Origin of the sequence: Micromonospora sp. DSM 45708, from assembly GCF_039566955.1 — a bacterium.
Lineage (GTDB): Bacteria > Actinomycetota > Actinomycetes > Mycobacteriales > Micromonosporaceae > Micromonospora.
Window position 1 is genome coordinate 3,030,499 of record NZ_CP154796.1, and the last position, 21,876, is coordinate 3,052,374.

The following is a 21,876-nucleotide window of genomic DNA, read 5'->3' on the forward strand; positions in this document are numbered from 1 at the left end:
AGTCTTCCGCGATCACGACGCGCACGGCAGCTCCACCCGCAGGATCGTCGGGCCGCCGGGCGGGCTCGACATCAGCAGCCGGCCGCCGGCCGCCGCGGCCCGGTCGGCGAGCCCGGTCAGCCCGGATCCGCGTCCGGGGTCGGCTCCGCCGCCGCCCTCGTCGCGCACCTCGACCACCAGCCGCTCGGCCGCCCGCCGGGCGGTGACGGTGACCTCGCTGGCCGCGGCGTGCTTCACCGCGTTGGCCAGGGCCTCGGAGATCGCCGCGTACGCGACCGCCTCCACCTCCGCCGGCAGACGTGACGGGGCGACGTCGACGCGCACCTCCAGGCAGCTCGCCGCGGCCAGTTCCTCCACCGCGGCGCGAAGGCCCAGTTCCCGCAGGGTACGCGGGCTGATGCCGCGAATCAGGTTCCGCAGCTCGGCCATCAGCGTCTTGGCCTGCTCGTGCGCGGAGGCCATCGCGGCAGCGGCCGGTGAGGACGGCGGCAGGTCGAGCCGGGCCATCCCGATCTGCATGGTCAGGGCCACCAGGCGCTGCTGGGCGATGTCGTGCAGGTCACGCTCGATGCGCAGCCGTTCGACGTCGAACGCGTGCACCAGCCGGGTCCGGGACCGGGCCACCTCGACCAGTTCCTCGGACCGCTCCGGGTACAGCAGCATCCGGGCCAGCGCGGCGTGCGCGCCGCCGAACAACGCGCTCAGGTAGAGCAGGGCCGGGATCAGCAGCAGCCCGCCGCCGGCGCGTGCGACGATGCCGGGCAGCGAGTCGGCGACCGAGATCCGGTGCTCCACCGACAGCGGCGTCGACACGACGAGCAGCCCGACGATCCCGAGCACGCCGAGCCAGATCGGTCCGACGACGCCGAGCAGGACCATGTAGGCCACGGCCCGCCAGGTGGCCGGGTCGGTGTAGAGCGCGCCGCGACGCCCGGGCGGCGGTGGGGTGTCACCGGCGAGCCGCAGCCGCCACCGCTCGGCCCGGGCCATGGAGAGCGCCAACCGCGGCCCCAGCAGCGCGAGCAGGCCCACCCCGATCAGCCCGAGGCAGGCCGCCACGATCAGGTAGTCACCGGTGCGCCCGGCGGTCAGGATCACGGCGGCCGAGATCAGCGGTGTCAGCGGCACCGCCAGCACGAGCCACAGCAGGCCGGCGGCCACCGCCGTCGTGGAGGAGTAGGCGAAGCCACGCCACGACCAGGCCGAGAGCAGGAACCGTCGCCCGGTCACCGCCCTGAGCAGCGTGTCTGTCATGTGCCCAGGTTAGGGGGCCGTCTTCGGCCGTGACAGCACGCTGGGACGACCCTCGGGGTAGACCTAGCACTACGTGTCGCGCCAGCTCAGAGGCTGTCCGGGCGGGACAGCGCCGGGTGCCGGTCGCCCGGCGCCGCGGACCAGGGCCCGGCGTCGTCGGTCACCACGGCGCTGATCCCGGGGAGCACGAGCAGGTCGTGGCCGACGTGCTGGCGCAGCCGGGCATGGTGGGCAGGCTACCGGCCGCCCTGCCGGTGCCGGCGGAGCATCCCGGCGGCCAGCGTCGCGCCGTCCAGGTCCCCGGCGGCGACGCGCCCGGCGACGGTCCGCCGCACCAGCCGGTCGGCCAGCGCCGGCGCGTGCCGGGCCACCGCCAGCTCCAGCCGGCCGCGCCGGGTGGTGGCCACGTCCCGGGGCGCGCGGCGGGCGGCGGCGGCGCGCAGGATCGCCGCGACCACGCCCTCGACCGGCTCCGGGCGGGACACGCCGCTCAGCGACAGCCCGGCCGCGACGGTGCTGTCGTGGATCGGGGAGGCGACCATGCTGGGGTAGACGACGGTGACCCCGACGTGGGTGCCGACCTCGTGGCGCAGCGCGTCGGCGTACGCGACCAGCGCGCGTTTGCTCACCCCGTACGCGGCGGCGAGGGGCAGCGGCAGCACGGCCATCCGGCTGGCCACGAAGACCACCCGGCCGTGGGCGGCCTCCAGGGCGGGCAGCGCCGCGGCGGTGGTCCGCCAGGCGGCGAGCAGGTTCACCTCGATCTGCCGGCGTACCACCTCGTCCGGGGGCAGTTCGGCGGGGGCGGGCCCACCGACGCCGGCGTTGTTGATCAGCAGGTCCAGCCCGCCGAGCCGCGTGACGGCGGCGGCCACCGCGTCGGGTGTGGCCGCCGGGTCGGTCAGGTCGACGCCGAGCACCGGTGGCGTGGCGTCGGCGTCGGCGTGCAGGTCCAGCCCGATCACGTGCGCGCCGGCGGCGGTCAGCGCGGCGCCGAGGCGCCGGCCGAACGTGCCGCGTGCGCCGGTGACCAGCACCCGCCGGCCGGCCAGCGCGTTCACCGGGCCGCTCCGGCCCGGCGCCGCCCGGCGGCCAGTTCCCGGCGCAGTTCGGCCAGGTAGGCGTCGAAGTCGACCCGCATGTGCGGTCGGCGGTGTCCCCACCGGGCGGTGGCGGCGCGCAGTTCGGTGCGGCAGGCGGCGGCCTGGCGGGCCGGTTCCGGTGGCGTCCAGGTGCCGGCCAGGCGGGCGGCGACCAGCCGGGCCTGCGCCTCCAGCAGCGGGAACGCCGCGCCGGTGGACTGCATGAGCCCGACGAACGCCAGCCCGGGGGCGTCGAGGTGGAACACGTGCCGGTACAGCGGCAGCCGGTCGGCGCCGTCGCCGAGCAGGCCGGCGTCGAGGAACGGCACCGTCACCCGGTAACCGGTGCACCACACCACCAGGTCGACGGCGTCGACGCGGCCGTCGGTGAACTCGACGCGGTCGCCGGCGAAGCGGGCGATGCCGGGCCGGGCGTGGATGTCGCCGTGGGTGAGGCGGGACAGCAGCGCGTCGGAGAGCGTCGGGTGGTCCTGGAGGAAGCCGTGTGTCGGGGCGGGCAGTCCGTAGCGGGTGGGCGGGCCGACGACGGTGGTGAGCATGCGCTGGCTGATCCGTTGCCGCAGCCGCCAGGGCAGCCGGCGGGCCAGCGCCCCGTTGAGCGTGTCGGCGGGGCGGCCGAGCAGGTACTTGGGCACCACCCAGACGCCGCGGCGCAACGACAGCAGCGTCCGGGTGGCGGCGTACGAGGCGTCGACGGCGATGTCCATGGCCGAGTTGCCGCCGCCGACCACGAGGACCCGCCGGCCGGCGAGCTGTTCCGGGCCGCGGTAGTCGTGGCTGTGCAGCTGTTCGGCGGCGCACTCGCCGGGATAGGGGTCGGGCCGGTGTGGCGTCCGGTTGTGCCCGTTGGCGACCACCACGGCCTCGACGTCGAGCGCGCTCGGCCCGTCCGGGCCGGTGGCGTGCACCCGCCAGCCGTCGGCGGTGCGGGTGACCCGGTCGACGGTGTGCCGCAGCCGCACCGCCGCGCGCAGACCGAACCGGTCGGCGTAGTCGCCGAGGTAGCCGGCGACGCGGGTGTGGTCGGGGTAGTCGGGCCAGTCGGCCGGCATCGGGTGGTCGGCGAACTCGGTGCGCCCCTTGCTGGTGTTGAGGTGCAGTGTCCGGTAGGCCGGTGAGCCGGGCGCGCCGTAGACCCAGAGGCCGCCGACGGTGTCGGCGGCCTCGAACGCGACCGCCGGCACGCCGGCGTCGGCCAGTGCCTTGAGCGTGGCCAGTCCGGCCGCGCCGGCGCCGACGACCGCCACCCTGAATCGTTGCGCCATCCTCACCCCTTTATCCAACGACTGATGGATAATCCCCGGCGCTGGTGCCGCGGTCAAGGGGTGGCCGGCGGGTAGAGCCCGTCGAGGAAGCGGTGCACGAACGCGCGGAACTCCCGCCGCTCCCGAGCGGCGGAGCCGGCGCCCGCGGCCAGCGCCACCACGTGCCCGTGCACCGCCCAGACCAGGCTGCGCACCGTCACGTGCGGCGCCGGCTCGACCAGCGCCCCGGCCGCCGCCGCCGTGGCGAGCAACGCCTCCACCTGCGCGTACAACGGCGCGGCGTAACGCCGGTCCAGCTCGGTGTGCCGCCGCGGCTCCAACCAGCGGCGCAACCACAGCGCGGTGGTCTCCGGCCGGTCCTCCAGGAAATCGACGAACACGTCGACCAGGTCGTGCAGCGCGCGTACCGCGTCGGCCGGTCCGGCGGCCAGCGCCACGCGGGCGCGTTCCCCGGCCGCCTCCACGGCCTCCCGCTCGGCGCTGAACACCCGCGCGAAGCAGGCGTCGTAGAGCTGCGCCTTGGTGCCGGTGTGGTGGGCGACGGTGGCCACGTCGACGCCGGCCGCGGCAGCCACGTCGCGCACGCTGACCGCGTCGAAGCCGCGCTCGGCGAACAGCGCGGTGGCGGCGGCGAGCACCAGGTCGCGGGTCGGTCGCTGGTCGTCGCGGCGGGGCCGGCCCGGCCGGCGGCGGGGCATGGTCATCCGGCCATTGTTCCCCCTACAATCCAGCATCCGTTGGATTGGGGTGGGCGTGCCCCGGGGCAGGAGGCGACGATGACCGGGGTGGACCGGCGACGCGACACCGTCGCGCTGCCACGCGGCCCGCTGGCCGGGTTCGCCGCCGGCTCGCTGGGCATGGGCGTGTGGATCACCGTGCCCGGTTTGCTGCTGCTCTACTTCCTCACCGACGTGCTGGCGGTCGCGCCGTGGCTGGCCGGGCTGACCCTGCTGCTGCCGAAGGTCGCCGACGTGCTGCTGCACCCGTGGATCGGGCACCGCTGCGACGTGGAGCAGGCCCGCCGGGGCCACCGTCGGCGGCTGCTGCTGGCCGGCTGCACGCTGCCGGTGGCGTTCGTCGCGCTGTTCGCGGTGCCCGACGATCTCACCGGCGCGCCCGCCGCGGCCTGGGTGGCGGTGTGCTTCGTGGCCGGCAACCTGCTGTTCGCCGCCTACCAGGTGCCCTACCTGGCCACCCCGGCGGACCTGCGGATCGGCTACCACGAGCGGACCCGGCTGATGGCGTTCCGGATGGTGGTGCTGACGCTCGGCATCCTGCTCTCCGGGCTGCTGGCGCCGCTGCTGGCCGGCGGCGACGACGCCACCCGCGCCGGGTACCTGCGGATGGCCGGGGCGCTGGCGGCCGGGATGCTCGCCGCGATGCTGGTCGGCGTGGCGGGCATCGGCCGGCTGCGCCACGCGGCGGGCGACCCGTCGCCGCGGCACACCACCGGCGGCTGGCCGGCGTTGGTGGCGAGCCTGCGCGACCGGCAGTTCCGCCGGCTGGCCGGCGCGTACCTGGCCATGTCGACCACCACCCACCTGGTGCTGGCCGCGGTGCCCTACTACGCGCGGTACGAGCTGGGCCGTGCCGGGCTCACCACGGTGCTGGTGGCGGCGTTCGTCGCGCCGGCGCTGCTGGTCACGCCGGCCTGGTCGGCGCTGGCCCGGCGGGTCGGCAAGCAGCGCGCCCTGCTGGCCGCGCAGACCGCGTTCGCGGCCGGGTCGCTGGTGCTGGCGGTCGGCCGCGCCGCCGGCCTGCCGGTGCTGGTCGCCGCCGTGGCGGTGCTCGGGGTGGCGTTCGCCGGCATGCAACTGCTGCCGTTCTCGATGCTGCCCGACGTGATCCGCGCCGCCGGCGCGCCACGCGCCGGCACCTACACCGGCGTGTGGACCGCCACCGAGGCCACCGGCGCGGCGCTCGGCCCCTACGCGTACGCGTTGTGCCTGGCCGCCGGCGGGTTCGTCGCGTCTGCCGCCGGTGAGACCGTCACCCAGCCGGAGAGCGCCCTCGCGGCGCTGCGGTACGGCTTCGGGCTGCTGCCCGCCGCCGTGATGGTGGTGGCGGTGCTGCTGCAACGCCGCTACACGCTCGACGGCGCGGCCCGCGCCGACGCCGGCCACTAGACTTCGCCCCCGATGGACGCCGAGCCCCCCACCGAGACCCGCCCCTGCGCCCACTGCGCCCGGGAGGTGCCGCAGCGCGTCGGCGCCGGCCGCCCGTTCCGCTACTGCCGGGACAACGACGGCGCCTGCCAGCGGGCCGCCCGCAACTCGCGGATGCGGCACCGCAACGCCCCCGGTCTGCCCGGACAGGTGGCGCGCACCTGGGAGGCGGTGGACCGGCTCGACCAGATCGTGGAGACGCTCACCGAGGCGCTGCACGCCGAGCTGTCCCCGGCGGGCGTGGAACGGCAGCTCGCCGAGCTGCGCGCCGAGACGGCGGCGCAGGTCGCCGCCGCGCACGCCGAACGCGACGACGCCCGCCGCGACGCCGAGGACGCCGCCGCGGCGGCCACCCGCGAGCGGCAGGAGACCCGGGCCGCGCGCGCCGACCGCGACGCGGCCCGACAGCGGGCCGACACCGCCGAGGCGACGGCCCGCGCGGCCGTCGAGCGGGCCGACGCCGCCGAGACCGCCCGCGACGCCGCCCGCGCCGAGGCCGGCGCCGCGCAGGCGCTGCGGGTACAGGCCGAACGGGACCGCGACGCCGCGCGCGCCGAGCTGCGGACCGTGCGGGCCGAACGCGACGCCGAACGGCAGCGGGTCGCCGAGCTGACCGCCGACCGGGACACCGCCCGCGCCGACGCCGAACGCGCCACCCACGCCGCGGCCGAGGCGTTGGACCGGGCGCAGCGGGCCCGCGCCGACGCGGACGCGGCCCGCGCCGACGCGCAGGCCGCCCGGGCGCAGGCCGTCGAGGACCGCCGGGCGGCGCGGGCCGCCGCCGAGCGGGCCGACGCGCAGGCCACCGACGCGCGGGCCGCGCGCGCCGACCGGGAACGGGCCGACGCGGCCCGCGCCGAGGCGGTGGCGGCGGCCGACGCGGCCCGCGCCGAGGCGGCGGCGCGGACCGCCGAGCGGGAGGCGCTGGCCGCGGAGCTGGCGCAGGCCCGTCGGGCGGTGGGCGTCGCGCAGTCACGGGCCGCCGAGGTGGCGGCGCGGCTGGCCGCGGCGGAAACCGACCGGGACGCCGCCGAACGCCGCGCCGGCCAGCTCGCCGACCAGGTCAGCGACCTGGCGGGGGCGCTCGCGCGGCTCGGCACCCGCGCCGGCTGACCGGCCACGCAGCGGGACGGGGCAGCGCGGGAGCGGCCGGCCGGGCGAGGATCACGGCATGGGAAAGACGCACGAACGCATCGACGGCCGGTTACGGGAGTTCATCGAGGCGCAGCCGATGTTCTTCGTCGCCACCGCCCCGCTGTCCGGCGACGGCACCGTCAACCTGTCCCCGAAGGGGCTGCGCGGCTGTCTGGCGGTGCTCGACGCCCACACCGTGGCCTATCTGGACTTCGCCGGCAGCAACGCCGAGACCATCGCGCACCTGCGGGAGAACGGCCGGGTCACGCTGATGTGGTGCGCGTTCGCCGGCCCGCCGAACATCGTGCGGGTGCACGGGCGCGGCGAGCCGGTGTTCCGCGACGACCCGCGCTGGCCGGACCTGCTGCGGCACTTCCCCGACATCGACCCGGGCCCGCACGGCCTGCGGGCGGTGATCGTGGTGCGCGCCGAGCTGATCCGCGACACCTGCGGCTACGCGGTGCCGCTGATGAGCTACGACACCGACCGGGACCTGCACGGGCGGCGCTTCGCCCGGGAGGACGACGCGTCGCTGTCGGCGTACTTCGCCGGCAAGGAGCACGTCGCGACCAGCATCGACGGGCTGCCCGGCCTGCCGCTGCCGCTGCCGCCCACACCGGCGGGGTGAGCCCCGGTCAGTGGATGCCGGCCATCAGGCCACGGATCTGCCGGGTGAACATCACCGCGGCCACCCCCAGCAGCACCGAGGCCAGCCCGAACGTCAGGAAGTACGTCGACTGCGACCAGTTCTGCGCCAGCCGGGCGACCTGACCGCCGATCGCGTCGCCGACGGCGGTGGCGAGGAACCACAGGCCCAGCATCTGGCTCGCGTACTTCACCGGGGCCAGCTTCGTGGTGGCCGACAAGCCGACCGGGCTCAGCGACAGCTCGCCGGCGACCTGGATCGCGTACACCGCGACCAGCCACCACGGTGAGACCAGGTTGCCGTCCACGGCGGCCCGCGCGGCGGCGGCCATCAGCACGAACGACAGGCCGTTGAGGACCAGACCGACGGCGAACTTCGTCGGCGTGGACACCCGGTGGCCGAGACGCAGCCACAGCCAGGCGGCCAGCGGCGCGCCGATGATGATCAGGATCGGGTTGACCGACTGGAGCCAGGACGCCGGGAACGTGAACCCGGCCACGTTCCGGTCGGTGCGCTCGGCGGCGAAGATGTTCAGCACCGACCCGGCCTGGTCGTAGATCAGCCAGAACGCGGTGGCGAACACGAACAGCCACACGTACGCCTTCATCCGGCGACGTTCGGTGCCGCTGATCTCCCGGTCGGTGAGGATCCGCGCGAAGTAGCCGACGGTCACCACCACGGTCACCGTGGTGAGCAGGTTGACCACCGTGTTCACGGTGAACCAGCCGGCCAGCAGCAACACCAGCAGGACCACCAGCAGCGCGACGGTCACCGCGCCGGCGCGGGTCAACGCCCGCCGCCGGTCGGCGCCGAGCAGCGGGTCGGCGGGGCGGGCGCCGGCCTCGCCCAGGTTGCGCCGGCCGAGCACGTACTGCACCACGCCGAAGGTCATGCCGACCGCGGCGGCGCCGAACCCCAGATGCCAGTTGACCTTCTCGCCGAGGAACCCGGTGACCAGCGGCGCGATGAACGCGCCCAGGTTGATGCCCATGTAGAACAGGGAGAACCCGGCGTCGCGACGCGGCGAGTCCCGCTCGTACAGGTCACCGACCATGGTGGAGATGTTGGGTTTGAGCAGGCCGGTGCCGAGCACGATCAACGTCATGCCGGCGAACACGCTCCACCCGGTGGGCACCGCCATCACGTAGTGGCCGACGGCGATCACCACGCCGCCCCACAGCACGCTGCGCCGGGCCCCGATCAGTCGGTCGGCGACCCAGCCGCCGGGCAGCGCCATCAGGTAGACCATCGCGTTGTAGGCGCCGTACACGGCGTTGGCGGTGGACCCGTCGATGCCGAGACCGCCGTCGGTGACCGCCGCGGTCAGGTACAGCACCAGGATGGCGCGCATGCCGTAGAAGCTGAACCGCTCCCACATCTCGGTGAGGAAGAGCGTGGACAACGCCCGCGGGTGCCCGAAGAAGGTCGGTCCCGCGGGCGGTCGGGCCCCGACCGGCGCGTCACTGCTCATCGTCACCTCCGGCACGCATGGTGGGTAACATCCCCGGTGACGGGCGAAACACTCCAGCCGATTCGGGCGGCTGCCCCGGCCGGTTACCCTTGACGCTCCCGACCCGCGTACGGTCCGACCGGCGTGGGTGGGGAATGGGCGGGCGGTGACCGGCCGTTACACCTGAGGACCAGCACCACGAACGAGGGGAAGTCGATCATGGGCGAGCGTATGCTGCGCGGTAGCCGGCTGGGCGCGGTCAGCTACGAATCCGACCGCAACACGGAGCTCGCGCCGCGTCAGACCCGCGAGTACCTGTGCGCCAAGGGCCACCAGTTCGAGGTGCCGTTCGCCGTCGACGCCGAGGTCCCCACGACCTGGGAATGCAAGTTCGACGGCAGCGTCGCCCGGCTGGTCGACGGCAACGAGCCGGAGCAGAAGAAGGCCAAGCCGCCGCGCACCCACTGGGACATGCTGCTGGAGCGGCGGTCCATCGCCGAGCTGGAGGACATCCTCGCCGAGCGGCTCCAGGAGGTCCGCACCCGCCGCGGACGCGCCTGAGCACCCGTCGAAGCGCCCCCGGGGATGATCTCCCCGAGGGCGCTTCGTCACGTCCGCGACGATTCAGCGGTCCACGATCTCACCCTCGATGGCCGGTCCCGGCTGCTGCGGCGACTGCCCCGCCGTCGGCGACTGCGGCGCCGGCGAGGGCGCGGGCTGCGGCGCACCCGGGTACACCCGCACCCGACGCGGGCCGAACAGGTCACCGGCGACCATCGACGACACCCGTCGCTCCGCGGTGCGGCGCACCCCGCCGCCGGCGAGCCGGCGCAGCGGCGGCACCAGCAGCAGCAACCCCACCGCGCCGCTGACCAGCCCCGGCAACGCCAACAGCAACGCGCCGGCCAGCCCCACCAGCCCGTCGGTCACCTGCGGCCCCGGCGGCTGGCCGGCCTGCGCGGCGGCCCGGAACCGCCGCCACGCCCGCATGCCCTCCCGGCGCAGCAGCACCAGACCCAGCAGCGACGCCGCGAACACCAGCAGCAGCGCCGCGCCGAACCCGACAGCGCGGCCCACCAGGACGAAAACGGCCAGCTCCAGCAGCGTCAGCAGCAGCAGAGCCAACGGTACGAATCTCAGTCCTCGGCGCATCTCACCTCATCGGCCCGCATGTGTCGTCACGCCCCTCCAGCATGACACGCCCCCGCTCACGGCCACCGGGCCAACGCGTCCGGGCGGCCCCGCACCGCCGCCCGCCGGTCCCGCACCCCCCACCGGGTGACCCGCCACAACGCCTCCGCCACGATCAGCGGGCTCATCTTGCTGTCGCCGTGCTCCCGCTCGGCGAACGTGATCGGCACCTCCACGATGCGCACCCCGGCACGGTGCGCCAGCCGGGACAGCTCCACCTGGAACGCGTACCCCTGGGACCGCACCGAGCCCAGGTCGATGGCGTCCAACGCGACCGACCGGTACACCCGGTAGCCGCCGGTGGCGTCGCTGACCGGCATGCCCAGCGCCACCCGCGCGTACAGGTTGCCGACCCGCGACAACAGCAGCCGCCGCCACGGCCAGTTCAGCACCCGCGCGCCGCGCGTCCACCGGGAGCCGATCACCACGTCGGCGTCGCGGGCGGCGTCCAGCAACGCCGGCAGGTCCTCCGGGGCGTGCGAGCCGTCCGCGTCCATCTCCACCACCGCGTCGTAGCCGCGCTCCCGCGCCCACCCGAACCCGGCCAGGTAGGCCGCGCCGAGGCCGTCCTTGCCGGGCCGGTGCAGCACGTGCACCTGCGGGTCGACGCCGGAGATCGCGTCGGCGATGCCGCCGGTGCCGTCGGGGCTGTTGTCGTCGGCGACGAGCACGTCCACCGCGGGCGCCGCCGCGCGGACCCGGGCGACGATCCGACGCACGTTGTCCGCCTCGTTGTAGGTGGGGATGACCACCAGGACCCGCCCCACCCCGGGATGACCGGCTTGCACACCCACAGTCGTACCGCCTCTCCTCGGCTCAGCCGGGGACGACCTCCCGGCGGCGACGCGCCACGGCCGCGCCGACCAGGGCCGCGACCGCCAGCGCCGCGAGCGCCACCTCCGGCCACACCCCGACCACGGTGGCCGGGGTACGCCCGTCCCCGAGCCGCATCTGCCGCACCACCACCTCGGCGGTGTTGAACCCGGTGGCACCGTCTACCCGCCCGTGCGGGGAAACGAACCCGGACACCCCGACCGTGGAGGCCATCAACGCGGCACGGCCGTGCTCGACGGCACGCAGCCGCACCATGGCCAACTGCTGGCGGGCCTCCGCCGCGTCGAACGTGGCGTTGTTGGTCTGCACCACCAGCAGTTGCGCGCCGCCGGTGACGGTGTCCCGCACGATGCCGTCGTAGGCGACCTCGAAGCAGATCACATCACCGAGCGTGGCCACGCCGGCGTCCAGCACGCCCGGCCGGTCACCGGGGACGAAGTCGGAACGCACCCGGTCGACCTCGGCGCTGACCTTGCGGGCGATCGCGCGCAGCGGCACGTACTCGGCGAACGGCACCGGATGCCGCTTGGTGTACACCTGGGCCAGGTCGGGGCCGTCGCCGGGCCGCCACAGCAGGCCGGCGTTGCGGACCTGCCCCGGGCCGGGGCCCAGCAGCACGGCGCCGACCAGGATCGGCGCGCCGATCGCGTCGGCGGCCTGGGAGATGCGGTACCCGGCGCCGGGGTTGCGCAGCGGGTCGATGTCGCTGGAGTTCTCCGGCCACACCACCAGGTCGGGGCGCTCCTCCTCGCCGCGGGCGACCCGCTCGGCCAGCTTCACGGTGGCGTCGACGTGGTTGTTGAGCACGGCCTGCCGTTGGGCGTTGAAGTCCAACCCGAGCCGCGGCACGTTGCCCTGCACGATCGCCACGGTGACGGTGTCACCGCCGCCACGTACCCCCGTCGGGACGGCCGCCGCCGCGGCCAGCAGCGCCACCAGCGCGGCGGTCAGCCCGGCGACCGGCCGCCACCGCCCCACCGGGCGACGCCAGTCCCGCCAGGCGAGAGCGAGCAGCAGCCCCCCGGCGAACGCGACGGCGAACGTGACCAGCGGGGCGCCGCCGAGCGCGGCCAGCCGCAGCAACGGCGAGGCGTCCTGACTGAACGCCAGCCGCCCCCACGGGAACCCGCCGAACGGGGTGCGGTCACGCAGCGCCTCCTGCCCCACCCACAGCACACCGGTCACCAGCGGCCACCCCACCCGCCACCGGTCCGCCAGCGGCGACACCCACGCCGTGGCGGCGCCCAGCAGCGCCAGGTAACCGGCCTGCAACAGCGACAGCAGCGCCCACGGCAGCCAGCCGGTGTGCAGGTTCGTCCACTCCAGCAACGGCGCGAACAGCGCCACCCCGGCCAGGAAACCCAACCCGGCGCCGGCGCGCAGCCGCCGCCGGTGCGCCGCGGCGGCCAGCAACGCCACCCCGACCGGCGCCAGGGGCCACAGCCCGTACGGCGGGAACGCCAGCAGCAACGCCAGCCCGGCCGACACGGCGGCCGGCACGGCCAGCTTCAACGGCAGCGGACGCGCGGCGGCGTCCGGGCGGCGTGCCCCGTCGGTGGCACGCGGCTGTTCCCGGTCGAGCGTCGTCACCGGCACCTCACCACGATCACGGGCCGAAGGCTACCCGCCCGCCGCGCCGACCTGCCCGTAGGTGGCCCACTGACGGAAATCGGGGCGCGGCCCAAGCCGCGCCCCGATGCTCCCAGGCCCTCCCCGGCCGGTGGGGCGAGGACGATCGGCGCCGACCTTCGGACCGACCGGACGTGGACTGGCTGCCCCCGCCTGGCCGTTGTCTACTGGCCGTTCCTCTCACCCTGCCCGTACACCGGTAACCGCGACCGGTTCGCGCCGCCCCGCCGACCCCCGCCCGCTGGACCTGGCCGCCGCAACCTTCCGGTCGCTCGGCCAGCGGACGGGAGGACGAAACGAACAACAGCCGCTTCCCGTGGTAGGACTCAAAGACGGTACGGCGTGCACCCCCGCCGCTGTCAACCCACCCCGGCCTGTCGTGTGTTGCGCCACGGCGTGTCGCGTCGGCGCGTCTCGATGGGTGGACGACCGGTCACGCGCCGAGATGCCGCCGCAGCACCTCCGCCGCCGCACCCGGATGCTCGGCGGCGAGCAGCCCGGCCGCCGCCAGAACGTAGTCGACGTCGACGACCGGACGGGCCGCCCGCGGCACCGCCCACCCGCCGGCATGGTCGCCGAGCACCGCGTCCAACACCACCGCCGCGTCCGCCCGCTCGGCGTGCCGCAACACCCCACCGGAGCCGACCAGCAGCCGCACCTCCCGCAGGTCCCGGCCGGCCCGTTCCCCGGTGGCCACACCACGGGCGTGCCGACGCACCGCCACGGTCGCGGCCAGCGCCGCGATCCGCCGGTCCGCCGCCCGGTCGACGTCCCCCACCGGCAGGAACCCCGGATCGGCGGCCCGCGCCGCCGCCGCGGCCACCAGCGTCTCCTGCTCACCCGGGGCCAGCAGCCGCTCCTCCGCGGCGGCCCGCACCACACCCGGCGCCGACCAGCGCACACCCAGGTCCCCCTCGACGGTGCGGGCCCGCCACAACGTGCCGGTGACCTCCCGACCCGGGCCCACCTCCCGCTCGTCCGGAGTGAGCACCGAGTACACGTCCGTGGTCGCGCCGCCGACGTCCACCACCGCCAGGTCACCACCGAGCGTGTCGGCGAGCACCTCCACACCGGTGAGCACCGCGTCCGGGGTCGCCGCCCGGACCAGCCGCGCGAACCGGGACCCCCGCGACAGCTTCTTGCCGCCGATGACGTGCCGCAGGAACACCTCCCGGATCGCCGCGCGCGCCGGCCCCGGCTCCAGGACCCCGATGCGCGGCAACACGTTGCCCGCCACCGTCACCGGCACCCCCGCGCCGGCCAGCACCGCGCGCAGCCCGTCCCGGGCGTCGACGTTGCCGGCCAGCACCACCGGCACCCGCCACCGCGCCTTCGCCAACCGCGTCGCGTTGTGCGTCAACGTGTCCGCGTCCCCACCGTCGGTGCCGCCGACCAGCAGCACCACGTCCGGGCGCGCCGCCCGCAACGCCGACAGTTCCGCCGCGCCCAACCGGCCCGCCGCCACGTGCACCACGTTCGCGCCCGCCGACAGGCCCACCCGCCGGCCCGCCTGCGCCGTCACCAGCGGCTCGTAGCCGATCACCGCCAGGCGCAGCCCACCACCGGCCGACGAACACACGTACCAGGGCACCTCGCGGACGCCCGCCGACGCGGTGGCCGCGCCGACCGCGGCGTCCAGGCCGTGCAGCACGTCCGACCCGACAGTCGTCGGCGCCGACGCCGCACCGACCAGCCGACCGCCGTCGAGGTCGACCACCGCCGCCTTCGTGTACGTCGACCCGACATCGGCGCAGACGACGGCGCTCACGCCGCCTCGCCCTTCGTTCCCGACCACGGAACACGCAGAACCGGCCCGCTCCTCGCGCTCACGCCGACGGCGGCACGACCACCGTGCCGGTCGCGGTGACCGCCACCACCGGCACGGCCAGCACCTCCGCGGCCGACTCCCCCCGGTCCGGGCGACCCCGACACACCACCCGCGCCTCGAAGTCGATCGTGCGGCTGCGGGTACCCACCCGCGTCACCGTCGCCACCACCTCCAGCACGTCACCGGCCTTCATCGGCGCCCGGAACTGCACATCCGAGTAGGACGCGAACAGCCCCTCGTCCCCGTCGGTGCGGATACACACCTCCGTGGCCACATCCCCGAACAACCCCAACGCGTACGCCCCGTCGACCAGATTCCCCGCATAGTGGGCATGGGAGTACGGCACATACCGGCGGTGGGTGACGGTCAACCCCAACCGCGGATCCTGCTCGCTCAACGACTCGCCTTCCTGGACGTGATCAACGCGTGCACGAGGTAACTGGCGACCTCACCCGGAGTCGTACCGCGACCGAAGATCCGATCCACACCCAACTCGGCGGTCATCGTCTCGTCGAACCGCGGCCCACCCACGATCAACAACGGCCGCTTCCCCGCCGGCATCGCCTCCCGGAACGCCGCCGACATCTCCCGCGTGTTGTGCAGATGCGCGTCGCGCTGCGTCACCACCTGCGACACCAGCACCGCGTCGGCCCTCTCCCGCCGGGCCGCCTCGACCAGCTCCGGCACGCTCACCTGCGCACCCAGATTGCTGACCTTCAACTCCCGGTAGTACTCCAGGCCCTTCTCCCCGGCGATGCCCTTCACGTTCAGGATCGCGTCGATGCCCACCGTGTGCGCGTCCGTGCCGATACACGCCCCCACCACCGACAACTTGCGGCGCATCCGCTGCTTCACCACCGCGTTGACCTCCTTGGCCGACAGCAGCGGGAAGTCCCGCTCCACCACCTGCACCCGATCCAGGTCGACGAGGTGGTTCACCCGCCCGTACACCACGAAGAACGTGAACCCGTCACCGATGGGCTTGGCGTGCACCAGCATCGCCGGATCCATGCCCATCTTGTTCGCCAACTGCACCGCCGCGCCCTCGGCCCGCTTGTCGTGCGGCACCGGCAACGTGAACGACACCTGCACCATGCCGTCACCCGTGGTGTCCCCGTACGGCCGCACCACCGTCTTCCCGCTCACGGCGCCACCCCACTCCCGCTCGACGCCGACTGCTCCAGAATCTCCGTGGCCGGGTTGTAGTAGTCGCCCTCGTGCCTCGCCACCCCGTCCAGACCCTTACCCCGGTCCGCCGGCCGCTTCATGATCCCGAACGTGCCCTCGGCGATCGCCGTCAACAACGACTGCTCCCCGATGCGCTCCAGCAACTCCACCGCCTCACCGAGCACCCGGTGCGCCCGCTGCTGGATGAACCCGCCCGGCGCCGGCACGAAATCCTCGTGCAACCCGCCCGCCGCACCCAACACGTACCGCACGTTCTGCAACGCCACGTCCCGGTCCGACAGCCACGGCGTCACCACCGCCTCCGTCATCATCCCCACCAGCAGGATGCCCTGCCCCGTCATGGCGCCCACCAGGTTGAAGAAACCGTCCAGCAGGTTGCCCCGGAACACGTCCCCGGTCATGTGCTTCGTCGGCGGCATCCACTTCAACGGCGCGTCCGGGAACAACTCCCGCGCCAGCAACGCGTGCGCCAACTCCAACCGGAACGACTCCGGCAGATCCGGGTTGATCTCGAACGCGTGCCCCAGACCCAACAGCCCGTCCGACAACCCCGCCTCGTGCGCGAAGAACTCGTTGAGCAACTGCGACACCGTCACCGTGTGCGCCTCGTCCACCGCGTCCGCGGTGGTCAGGTAGTTGTCCTCACCGGTGTTGATGATGATCCCCGCCCGCGCGTGCACCTGCCGGGAGAACCGCTGATCCACGAACGTCCGGATCGGGTTGATGTCCCGGAACAGGATCCCGTACATCGAGTCGTTGAGCATCATGTCCAGCCGCTCCAGGCCGGCCAACGTCGCCATCTCCGGCATGCACAGCCCCGACGCGTAGTTCGTCAACCGCACGTACCGGCCCAACTCCCGCGACGAGGAGTCCAACGCCGCCCGCATCAACCGGAAATTCTCCTGCGTCGCGTACGTGCCCGCGAAACCCTCCCGGGTCGCCCCCTCCGGCACGTAGTCCAACAACGACTGCCCCGTCGACCGGATCACCGCGATCACATCCGCGCCCGCCCGCGCCGCCGCCTGCGCCTGCGGAATGTCCTCGTAGATGTCCCCCGTCGCCACGATCAGATAGATCCACGGCCGCTGCTTCGGATCCCCGTGCCGCCTCACCAGACGGTCCCGCTCCGCGCGCCGCCGGTCGATCTGCCGCACCCCCGCCGCCGCCGCCCGCCGCGACGACCGCCGCGCCGCCGTCGCCGCCTTCCCCGACGGCACCCCGAACCGCACCGACCCCGCCGCCGCCTTCTGCGCCAGCAACGTCACATCCGCGATGCCCTCCCGCGCCAACGCGTCGAACACCGGCAACGCCACCCCGTGCCCCAGGCCCACATCGGCCACCACGGCGTCCACCAGACGGTTCACCCACGGAATACCGTCCGGATCCGCGCCCGACACCCCGGCCAGCCGCAACACCGCCCGCTCCACCGACACCGTGGTGTGGCTACGCGCCAGATCCACCACCGGCTGCCCCGCCCGACGCGCCAACTCCCGCGCCCGCGCCACCAACACCGGATCCAACCCGAGCTTCCCGCTCACGCCGTCACCCCGCGCCGATGGTCCACCCGCAAGCTCACTCACGAACTGCCTTCCTGATAGATGACGTCACCGCGCAACACCGTCGCCCGACACACCGGCAGCGGCGTCGGATCATCCGGCCCCCGCAACTCCGGATCCGCCGCCAGCACCACCGGCAAACCCCGCTCCACCCCCGCCGGGGCGTCCCACACCGCGAACGTCGCCGGCGCACCCAACGCCAACACCCCCTCGTTGTCCAGATGCACCGCCCGCCACCCGCCGCGCGTGTGCGCCGCGAACGCCGCCCGCACACTCATCCGCTGCGACGGATTGTGATGCGCCGCCGCCGCCCGCACCGACCCCCACGGGTCCAACGGCGTCACCGGCGAATCCGACCCGAACGCCAACGCCACCCCCACCCCGTGCATCGCACCCATCGGATTCGACTCCCACGACCGCGCCAACCCCAACCGCGACTCGTACATCCGACCCGAGCCACCCCACAACCGGTCGAACGCCGGCTGCATCGACGCCACGATCCCGAACTCCACGAACCCGGCGATCAACCGCTTGCTCATGATCTCCGCGTGCTCCACCCGGTGCCGCGCCGCCCGCAACCGCTCCGTGCCCACCTTCTGCGCCGCCGCCGCGAACCCCGCCAACACCGTGCCGATCGCCGCATCCCCGATCGCGTGGAACCCGCCCTGCACCCCGTGCGCCGCACAGTCCAACAAATGATCACGAACCTGCTCCGCCGACACGTACCCGTGCCCACACGCCCCCGGCTCCCCGTCCAGGTACGCCGCCGACACGTGCGCCGTCCGCGACCCCAACGCCCCGTCCGCGAACAGATCCCCACCCGCACCCACCGCACCCAGGTCCCGGGCCTTCGCGGCGCCCAGCAGCTCACCCCAGTACCCGTACACCTCCGGCACCCCGGCCCCCGACAGGGCCAACAGCCCGGTGAAGTCCTCCTCGTCCGAGATGTCCGGACCACCGCACTCGTGCACCGCCGCGATCCCCAACGACGCCGCGTGCGCCAACGCCCGCCGCTGCGCCGCCACCCGCTGCGCCCGCGTCACCGACCCGAACGCCGCCGCCCGCACCACATGATGAGCGTCCCGACGCAACCAACCCGACCGGTCGAACCCCGCCGCCGACGCCGCCTCCGGACACGCCCCCAGCAACGCCGCCGACACCAACGCCGAATGGATCGACGCCTGCGACAGGTACACCCTCCGGCCCCCCGCCGCCCGATCCACCGCCGCCGCGTCCGGCAACACCGGCTCCGCCCAGCACGACTCGTCCCAACCGTGCCCCAGCACCACCGCGTCACCCGGCAACCCCGCCGCGAACGCCGACACGGCGTCCAACAACTCACCCGCCGACCGCACCCCCGACAGATCCAGCCCCGACAACGCCAGCCCGGTGTCCGTCGCGTGCACGTGCGCGTCCACGAACGCCGGCGTCACCAACGCGCCGTCCAACTCCACCACCCGGTCGGCAGCCGGCGCGTCGGCGTCCACACCCAACCAGGCGATCCGCCCGTCCCGCACCAGCAGCGCCGTCGCGCTCGGCTCGGCCGGACAGTGCAACACTCCACCGCGGTACAGCGTCGAGGGGTTCGTCATGGCCTCAGTCTGCCGCCAGCCGCGCCTCGAACAGACCACGGACCCCCGGCTCGGCCCGCAACAACTCCAACGCCAGCTCCGCGTGCCCCGGCACGAACCCGTTCCCCACCAGCATCGTCACGTCCGCCGCCAGACCCTCCGCGCCCAACGCCGCCGCCGCGAAACTCGTCGCCATCGAGAAGAAGATCACCGTGCCGCCGTCCGCCGTGGCCAGCACCGCGCCGTGCTCACAGCCCGGCACGTCCACGCACACCACCGTCACGTCCGCCGGCACCCCCAACGCCGTGGTCACCGCCGTCGACAGGCCCACCGGATCCCGCGCGTCGGCCAGCGCCACCGAGTCGGCCAACCCGGCCGCCGTCAGCGCGTCCCGCTCCGCCGCCACCGGCACCACCCCGACCGTACGACCCGCGCCCGCCCGCCGCGCCGCCGCCAGCGACAACGAACCGCTCTTACCGGCCCCGCCGATCACCGCCACCGACACCGCACGCGGATCACCCTCCCGGGCCCGCCGCGCCACCTGCTCGGCCACCACCCGCGCCGTCAACGCCGGCGCCCCGCACACGTCCAGCACCGCCAGAGACAACTCCGGATGCAGGTCCGCCGGCAGCACCGCGGCGATCGACCGCGCGAACAGGATCGCGTACCCGTCGCACGGCACCTGCTCGCTGCGCCCGTCCCAGCGGGCCAGCCCGTCGGAGATCGTCAACGGCGTCAGCGTCAACGACACCAGCGTGGCCACCCGGTCGCCCGCGCGCAGCCCCAGCGGGGACCGGCGCCCCGCCTCCTCCACGGTGCCGATCAGCATCCCGCCCGACCCGGTCACCGGGTTCTGCATCTTCCCCCGGGTCGAGATGATCTCCAGCACCTCGGCGCGGACCTTCTCCCCGTCCCCGCCGTGCTTCTCCGCCAGCTGGCGGAAACTCGCCGCGTCCAGGTTCAGTCGCTCCACCCGGATCCGCACCTCGTTCGCCGCGATCCGCGGGTCGGCGTCCAGCCGCCAGGCCGCCTGCGGCAGCACCCCCGCAGGTTCCACGACTCGGTGCAGACCCACCGGTGACGTCACGCCGACCCCCTACGTTCAGCCGCCCGAACCCCTGGGCGAGGTTCGCGTCGCGGGAAAACTTACGGCAGACTAATTTCTTCACCGCAGATTTTCCAGTAGCCTTCGCAAGGTTGATCAACCCGCAGCGCAGACGAGGAGGGGCCGTGACCCAGACCCAACCGGTGGAGACCATCCCGACGCCCCGCTCCACGCCGGTCGCCGTCCCCGCCGCCGGACAACCCTACGAATACCGGCGGACCCCCCTGGTCGAACCGGACTGGACCCGCTTCCCCGGCTGGCGCCACGTCACCCGCGAACAGTGGGAGAACGCCCAGTGGCAGCGCGTCAACTGCGTCAAGAACATCAAGCAGCTCCGCGTCGTCCTCGGCGACACCGTCGACGAGACGTTCTACGCCGACCTGGAGGCCGACCAGAAGGCCCTGGCCACCATGTCCATGCTGGTGCCACCACAAATGATCAACACGATGGTGCCGTTCGCACCCATGACCACCGAGGCACTGCTCGCCGACCCGGTCCGCCGCTACATGATCCCCGTCGCCTCCGACCGGCGCACCGACTGGCCCTCACACCCCTACGCCAGCCGCGACAGCCTCCACGAACACGACATGTGGGTCGCCGAGGGCCTCACCCACCGCTACCCCACCAAGGTCCTCGCCGAGCTGCTCTCCACCTGCCCGCAGTACTGCGGGCACTGCACCCGCATGGACCTCGTCGGCAACTCCACCCCCGCCGTCGACAAGCTCAAGCTCACCCTCAAGCCGGTCGACCGCTACGACGCCCACATCACCTACCTCAAGGCCCACCCCGGCGTCCGCGACGTGGTCGTCTCCGGCGGCGACGTGGCCAACGTGCCCTGGCGCAACCTCGAGTCCTACCTGATGCGCCTGCTGGAGATCGAAACCATCCGCGACATCCGGCTCGCCACCAAGGCCCTCATGGGCCTGCCCCAGCACTGGCTCCAGCCCGACGTCGTCGAGGGTCTCGAACGCGTCGCCCGCACCGCCGCCCGGCGCGGCGTCAACCTCGCCATCCACACCCACGTCAACCACGCCCAGTCGCTGACCCCGCTGGTCGCCAGGGCCGCCCAGACCGCCCTCGATGTCGGCGTCCGCGACGTCCGCAACCAGGGCGTGCTCATGCGCGGCGTCAACGCCACCAGCGCCGACCTGCTCGACCTCTGCTTCGCGCTTCAAGGCGAGACGGGCATCCTGCCGTACTACTTCTACATGTGCGACATGATCCCCAACGCCGAGCACTGGCGGGTCCCGGTCTGGCACGCCCAGCAGCTCCAGCACGACATCATGGGTTACCTGCCCGGCTACGCCACCCCGCGCATCGTCTGCGACGTGCCGTTCGTCGGCAAGCGCTGGGTGCACATGCTCACCGACTACGACCGCGAGCGCGGCATCTCCTACTGGACGAAGAACTACCGCACCTCGATCGAGTCCGCCGACCTGGAGGCGCTCAACAAGCGCTACGCGTACTACGACCCGATCGACACGCTGCCCGAGGCCGGCCAGTCCTGGTGGCACGCCCACCGCGACGACTGACCCCCCGCCCCACCCGTCGCCCCCGCCGCCGCTCCCGGCCGCGGGGACGACGCCGTTCCCACCTCGGCACACGCCGGCGGGCCCCCGGGGTTCCGGTGGCCCGCCGGCCGCACGGTCACTTCTCGAACGCGTCCTTGACGTCCCGACCGGCCTGCTTGACGTTCTGACCCGCCTGCCGGGCCCGCGCCGTGCTCTGCTCGTTGGCGCCCTCGGCCCGCAACCGCTCGTTGTCGGTGACGTCACCGATGCGCTCCTTGGCCGCGCCGTTCATCTCCTGGGCCTTGTTCTTCGCCTTGTCGGTGAAGCTCATGTCGCCCTCCTCGTCTGGACTGCGCGTTGCGCTCGTCGCGTCCCCGGTGTGCTGCTCCGCAAACGGTGCGCGGCTGCGCACATCCCGTAAGGCATCCTAGGATAATAGGTTGTAG

Annotated in this window: 20 protein-coding genes; 5 read left to right on the plus strand and 15 right to left on the minus strand. The window is 74.1% G+C overall.

Translation table 11 applies throughout. The features are described 5' to 3' along the window. Positions 1–12: 12 nt before the first annotated feature. From VKK44_RS13485 to VKK44_RS13500, 4 genes are all read right to left on the minus strand, one after another. Positions 13–1,254 (minus strand): sensor histidine kinase, encoded by a 1,242-nt coding sequence (locus tag VKK44_RS13485; protein ID WP_343447291.1) that lies wholly within the window; start codon positions 1,252–1,254, stop codon positions 13–15. Positions 1,255–1,490: 236 nt separating this feature from the next. Beyond that, positions 1,491–2,315: an SDR family NAD(P)-dependent oxidoreductase gene (locus VKK44_RS13490; RefSeq protein WP_343447292.1), complete on the minus strand. Its 825-nt coding sequence runs from the start codon at positions 2,313–2,315 to the stop codon at positions 1,491–1,493. Then, on the minus strand, positions 2,312–3,622 hold the full coding sequence (locus tag VKK44_RS13495; protein ID WP_343447293.1) for a flavin-containing monooxygenase: 1,311 nt from the start codon (positions 3,620–3,622) through the stop codon (positions 2,312–2,314). The genes VKK44_RS13490 and VKK44_RS13495 overlap by 4 nt, the downstream gene beginning before the upstream one ends. Positions 3,623–3,675: 53 nt before the next feature. Then, positions 3,676–4,326, minus strand: coding sequence for a TetR/AcrR family transcriptional regulator (locus VKK44_RS13500; protein WP_343447294.1), 651 nt, complete (start codon positions 4,324–4,326; stop codon positions 3,676–3,678). 72 nt (positions 4,327–4,398) lie between these two features. On the opposite strand from VKK44_RS13500, the gene VKK44_RS13505 reads away from it, so the two are divergent. Genes VKK44_RS13505 through VKK44_RS13515 form a run of 3 tightly spaced genes read left to right on the plus strand, consistent with a single transcriptional unit; the run spans position 4,399 to position 7,549 of the window. Then, positions 4,399–5,748: an MFS transporter gene (locus tag VKK44_RS13505; RefSeq protein WP_343447295.1), complete on the plus strand. Its 1,350-nt coding sequence runs from the start codon at positions 4,399–4,401 to the stop codon at positions 5,746–5,748. Positions 5,749–5,760: 12 nt separating this feature from the next. Further along, the gene (locus VKK44_RS13510; RefSeq protein WP_343447296.1) at positions 5,761–6,900 is read left to right on the plus strand and encodes a hypothetical protein; all 1,140 of its coding nucleotides are present in this window, start codon (positions 5,761–5,763) and stop codon (positions 6,898–6,900) included. A gap of 58 nt (positions 6,901–6,958) precedes the next feature. After that, positions 6,959–7,549, plus strand: a complete 591-nt coding sequence (locus VKK44_RS13515; protein ID WP_343447297.1) for a pyridoxamine 5'-phosphate oxidase family protein — start codon at positions 6,959–6,961, stop codon at positions 7,547–7,549. Between the two features lie 7 nt (positions 7,550–7,556). On the opposite strand, the gene VKK44_RS13520 is transcribed toward VKK44_RS13515, so the two are convergent. Continuing rightward, positions 7,557–9,038, minus strand: a complete 1,482-nt coding sequence (locus VKK44_RS13520) for a peptide MFS transporter (protein ID WP_343447298.1) — start codon at positions 9,036–9,038, stop codon at positions 7,557–7,559. A gap of 198 nt (positions 9,039–9,236) precedes the next feature. Between VKK44_RS13520 and VKK44_RS13525 the strand changes: the two genes are divergently transcribed. Next, positions 9,237–9,578, plus strand: coding sequence for an RNA polymerase-binding protein RbpA (locus VKK44_RS13525; RefSeq protein WP_007460094.1), 342 nt, complete (start codon positions 9,237–9,239; stop codon positions 9,576–9,578). 63 nt (positions 9,579–9,641) lie between these two features. Here VKK44_RS13525 and VKK44_RS13530 read toward each other — a convergent pair whose 3' ends face one another. The 9 genes from VKK44_RS13530 to kdd form a co-directional block, all read right to left on the minus strand. Next, positions 9,642–10,169, minus strand: a complete 528-nt coding sequence (locus tag VKK44_RS13530; RefSeq protein ID WP_343447299.1) for an FxsA family protein — start codon at positions 10,167–10,169, stop codon at positions 9,642–9,644. Positions 10,170–10,225: 56 nt separating this feature from the next. Then, on the minus strand, positions 10,226–11,002 hold the full coding sequence (locus tag VKK44_RS13535) for a polyprenol monophosphomannose synthase (protein ID WP_343447300.1): 777 nt from the start codon (positions 11,000–11,002) through the stop codon (positions 10,226–10,228). Between the two features lie 22 nt (positions 11,003–11,024). After that, the gene (gene lnt, locus VKK44_RS13540) at positions 11,025–12,560 is read right to left on the minus strand and encodes an apolipoprotein N-acyltransferase (RefSeq protein ID WP_343447767.1); all 1,536 of its coding nucleotides are present in this window, start codon (positions 12,558–12,560) and stop codon (positions 11,025–11,027) included. A 544-nt stretch (positions 12,561–13,104) separates the two neighbouring features. After that, the gene (locus tag VKK44_RS13545) at positions 13,105–14,439 is read right to left on the minus strand and encodes a glutamate mutase L (RefSeq protein WP_343447301.1); all 1,335 of its coding nucleotides are present in this window, start codon (positions 14,437–14,439) and stop codon (positions 13,105–13,107) included. Positions 14,440–14,497: 58 nt separating this feature from the next. Further along, on the minus strand, positions 14,498–14,896 hold the full coding sequence (gene kal / locus VKK44_RS13550; RefSeq protein WP_343447302.1) for a 3-aminobutyryl-CoA ammonia lyase: 399 nt from the start codon (positions 14,894–14,896) through the stop codon (positions 14,498–14,500). Further along, a complete protein-coding gene (gene kamE, locus VKK44_RS13555; RefSeq protein ID WP_343447768.1) occupies positions 14,893–15,594 on the minus strand; it encodes a lysine 5,6-aminomutase subunit beta in 702 nt (233 codons plus the stop codon). The genes kal and kamE overlap by 4 nt, the downstream gene beginning before the upstream one ends. Positions 15,595–15,641: 47 nt before the next feature. After that, the gene (gene kamD / locus VKK44_RS13560) at positions 15,642–17,225 is read right to left on the minus strand and encodes a lysine 5,6-aminomutase subunit alpha (RefSeq protein WP_343447303.1); all 1,584 of its coding nucleotides are present in this window, start codon (positions 17,223–17,225) and stop codon (positions 15,642–15,644) included. Between the two features lie 38 nt (positions 17,226–17,263). Continuing rightward, the gene (locus VKK44_RS13565; protein ID WP_343447304.1) at positions 17,264–18,835 is read right to left on the minus strand and encodes an amidohydrolase; all 1,572 of its coding nucleotides are present in this window, start codon (positions 18,833–18,835) and stop codon (positions 17,264–17,266) included. Positions 18,836–18,839: 4 nt separating this feature from the next. Further along, positions 18,840–19,901 carry an L-erythro-3,5-diaminohexanoate dehydrogenase gene (gene kdd / locus VKK44_RS13570; protein WP_458351641.1) on the minus strand — a complete coding sequence of 354 codons (1,062 nt, stop codon included), beginning with the start codon at positions 19,899–19,901 and terminating at the stop codon, positions 18,840–18,842. Positions 19,902–20,044: 143 nt separating this feature from the next. Between kdd and VKK44_RS13575 the strand changes: the two genes are divergently transcribed. After that, positions 20,045–21,451 (plus strand): KamA family radical SAM protein, encoded by a 1,407-nt coding sequence (locus VKK44_RS13575; RefSeq protein ID WP_458351642.1) that lies wholly within the window; start codon positions 20,045–20,047, stop codon positions 21,449–21,451. 115 nt (positions 21,452–21,566) lie between these two features. On the opposite strand, the gene VKK44_RS13580 is transcribed toward VKK44_RS13575, so the two are convergent. Continuing rightward, complete coding sequence (locus VKK44_RS13580) at positions 21,567–21,761, minus strand: CsbD family protein (protein ID WP_343447305.1); 195 nt, start codon at positions 21,759–21,761, stop codon at positions 21,567–21,569. Positions 21,762–21,876: the final 115 nt, after the last annotated feature.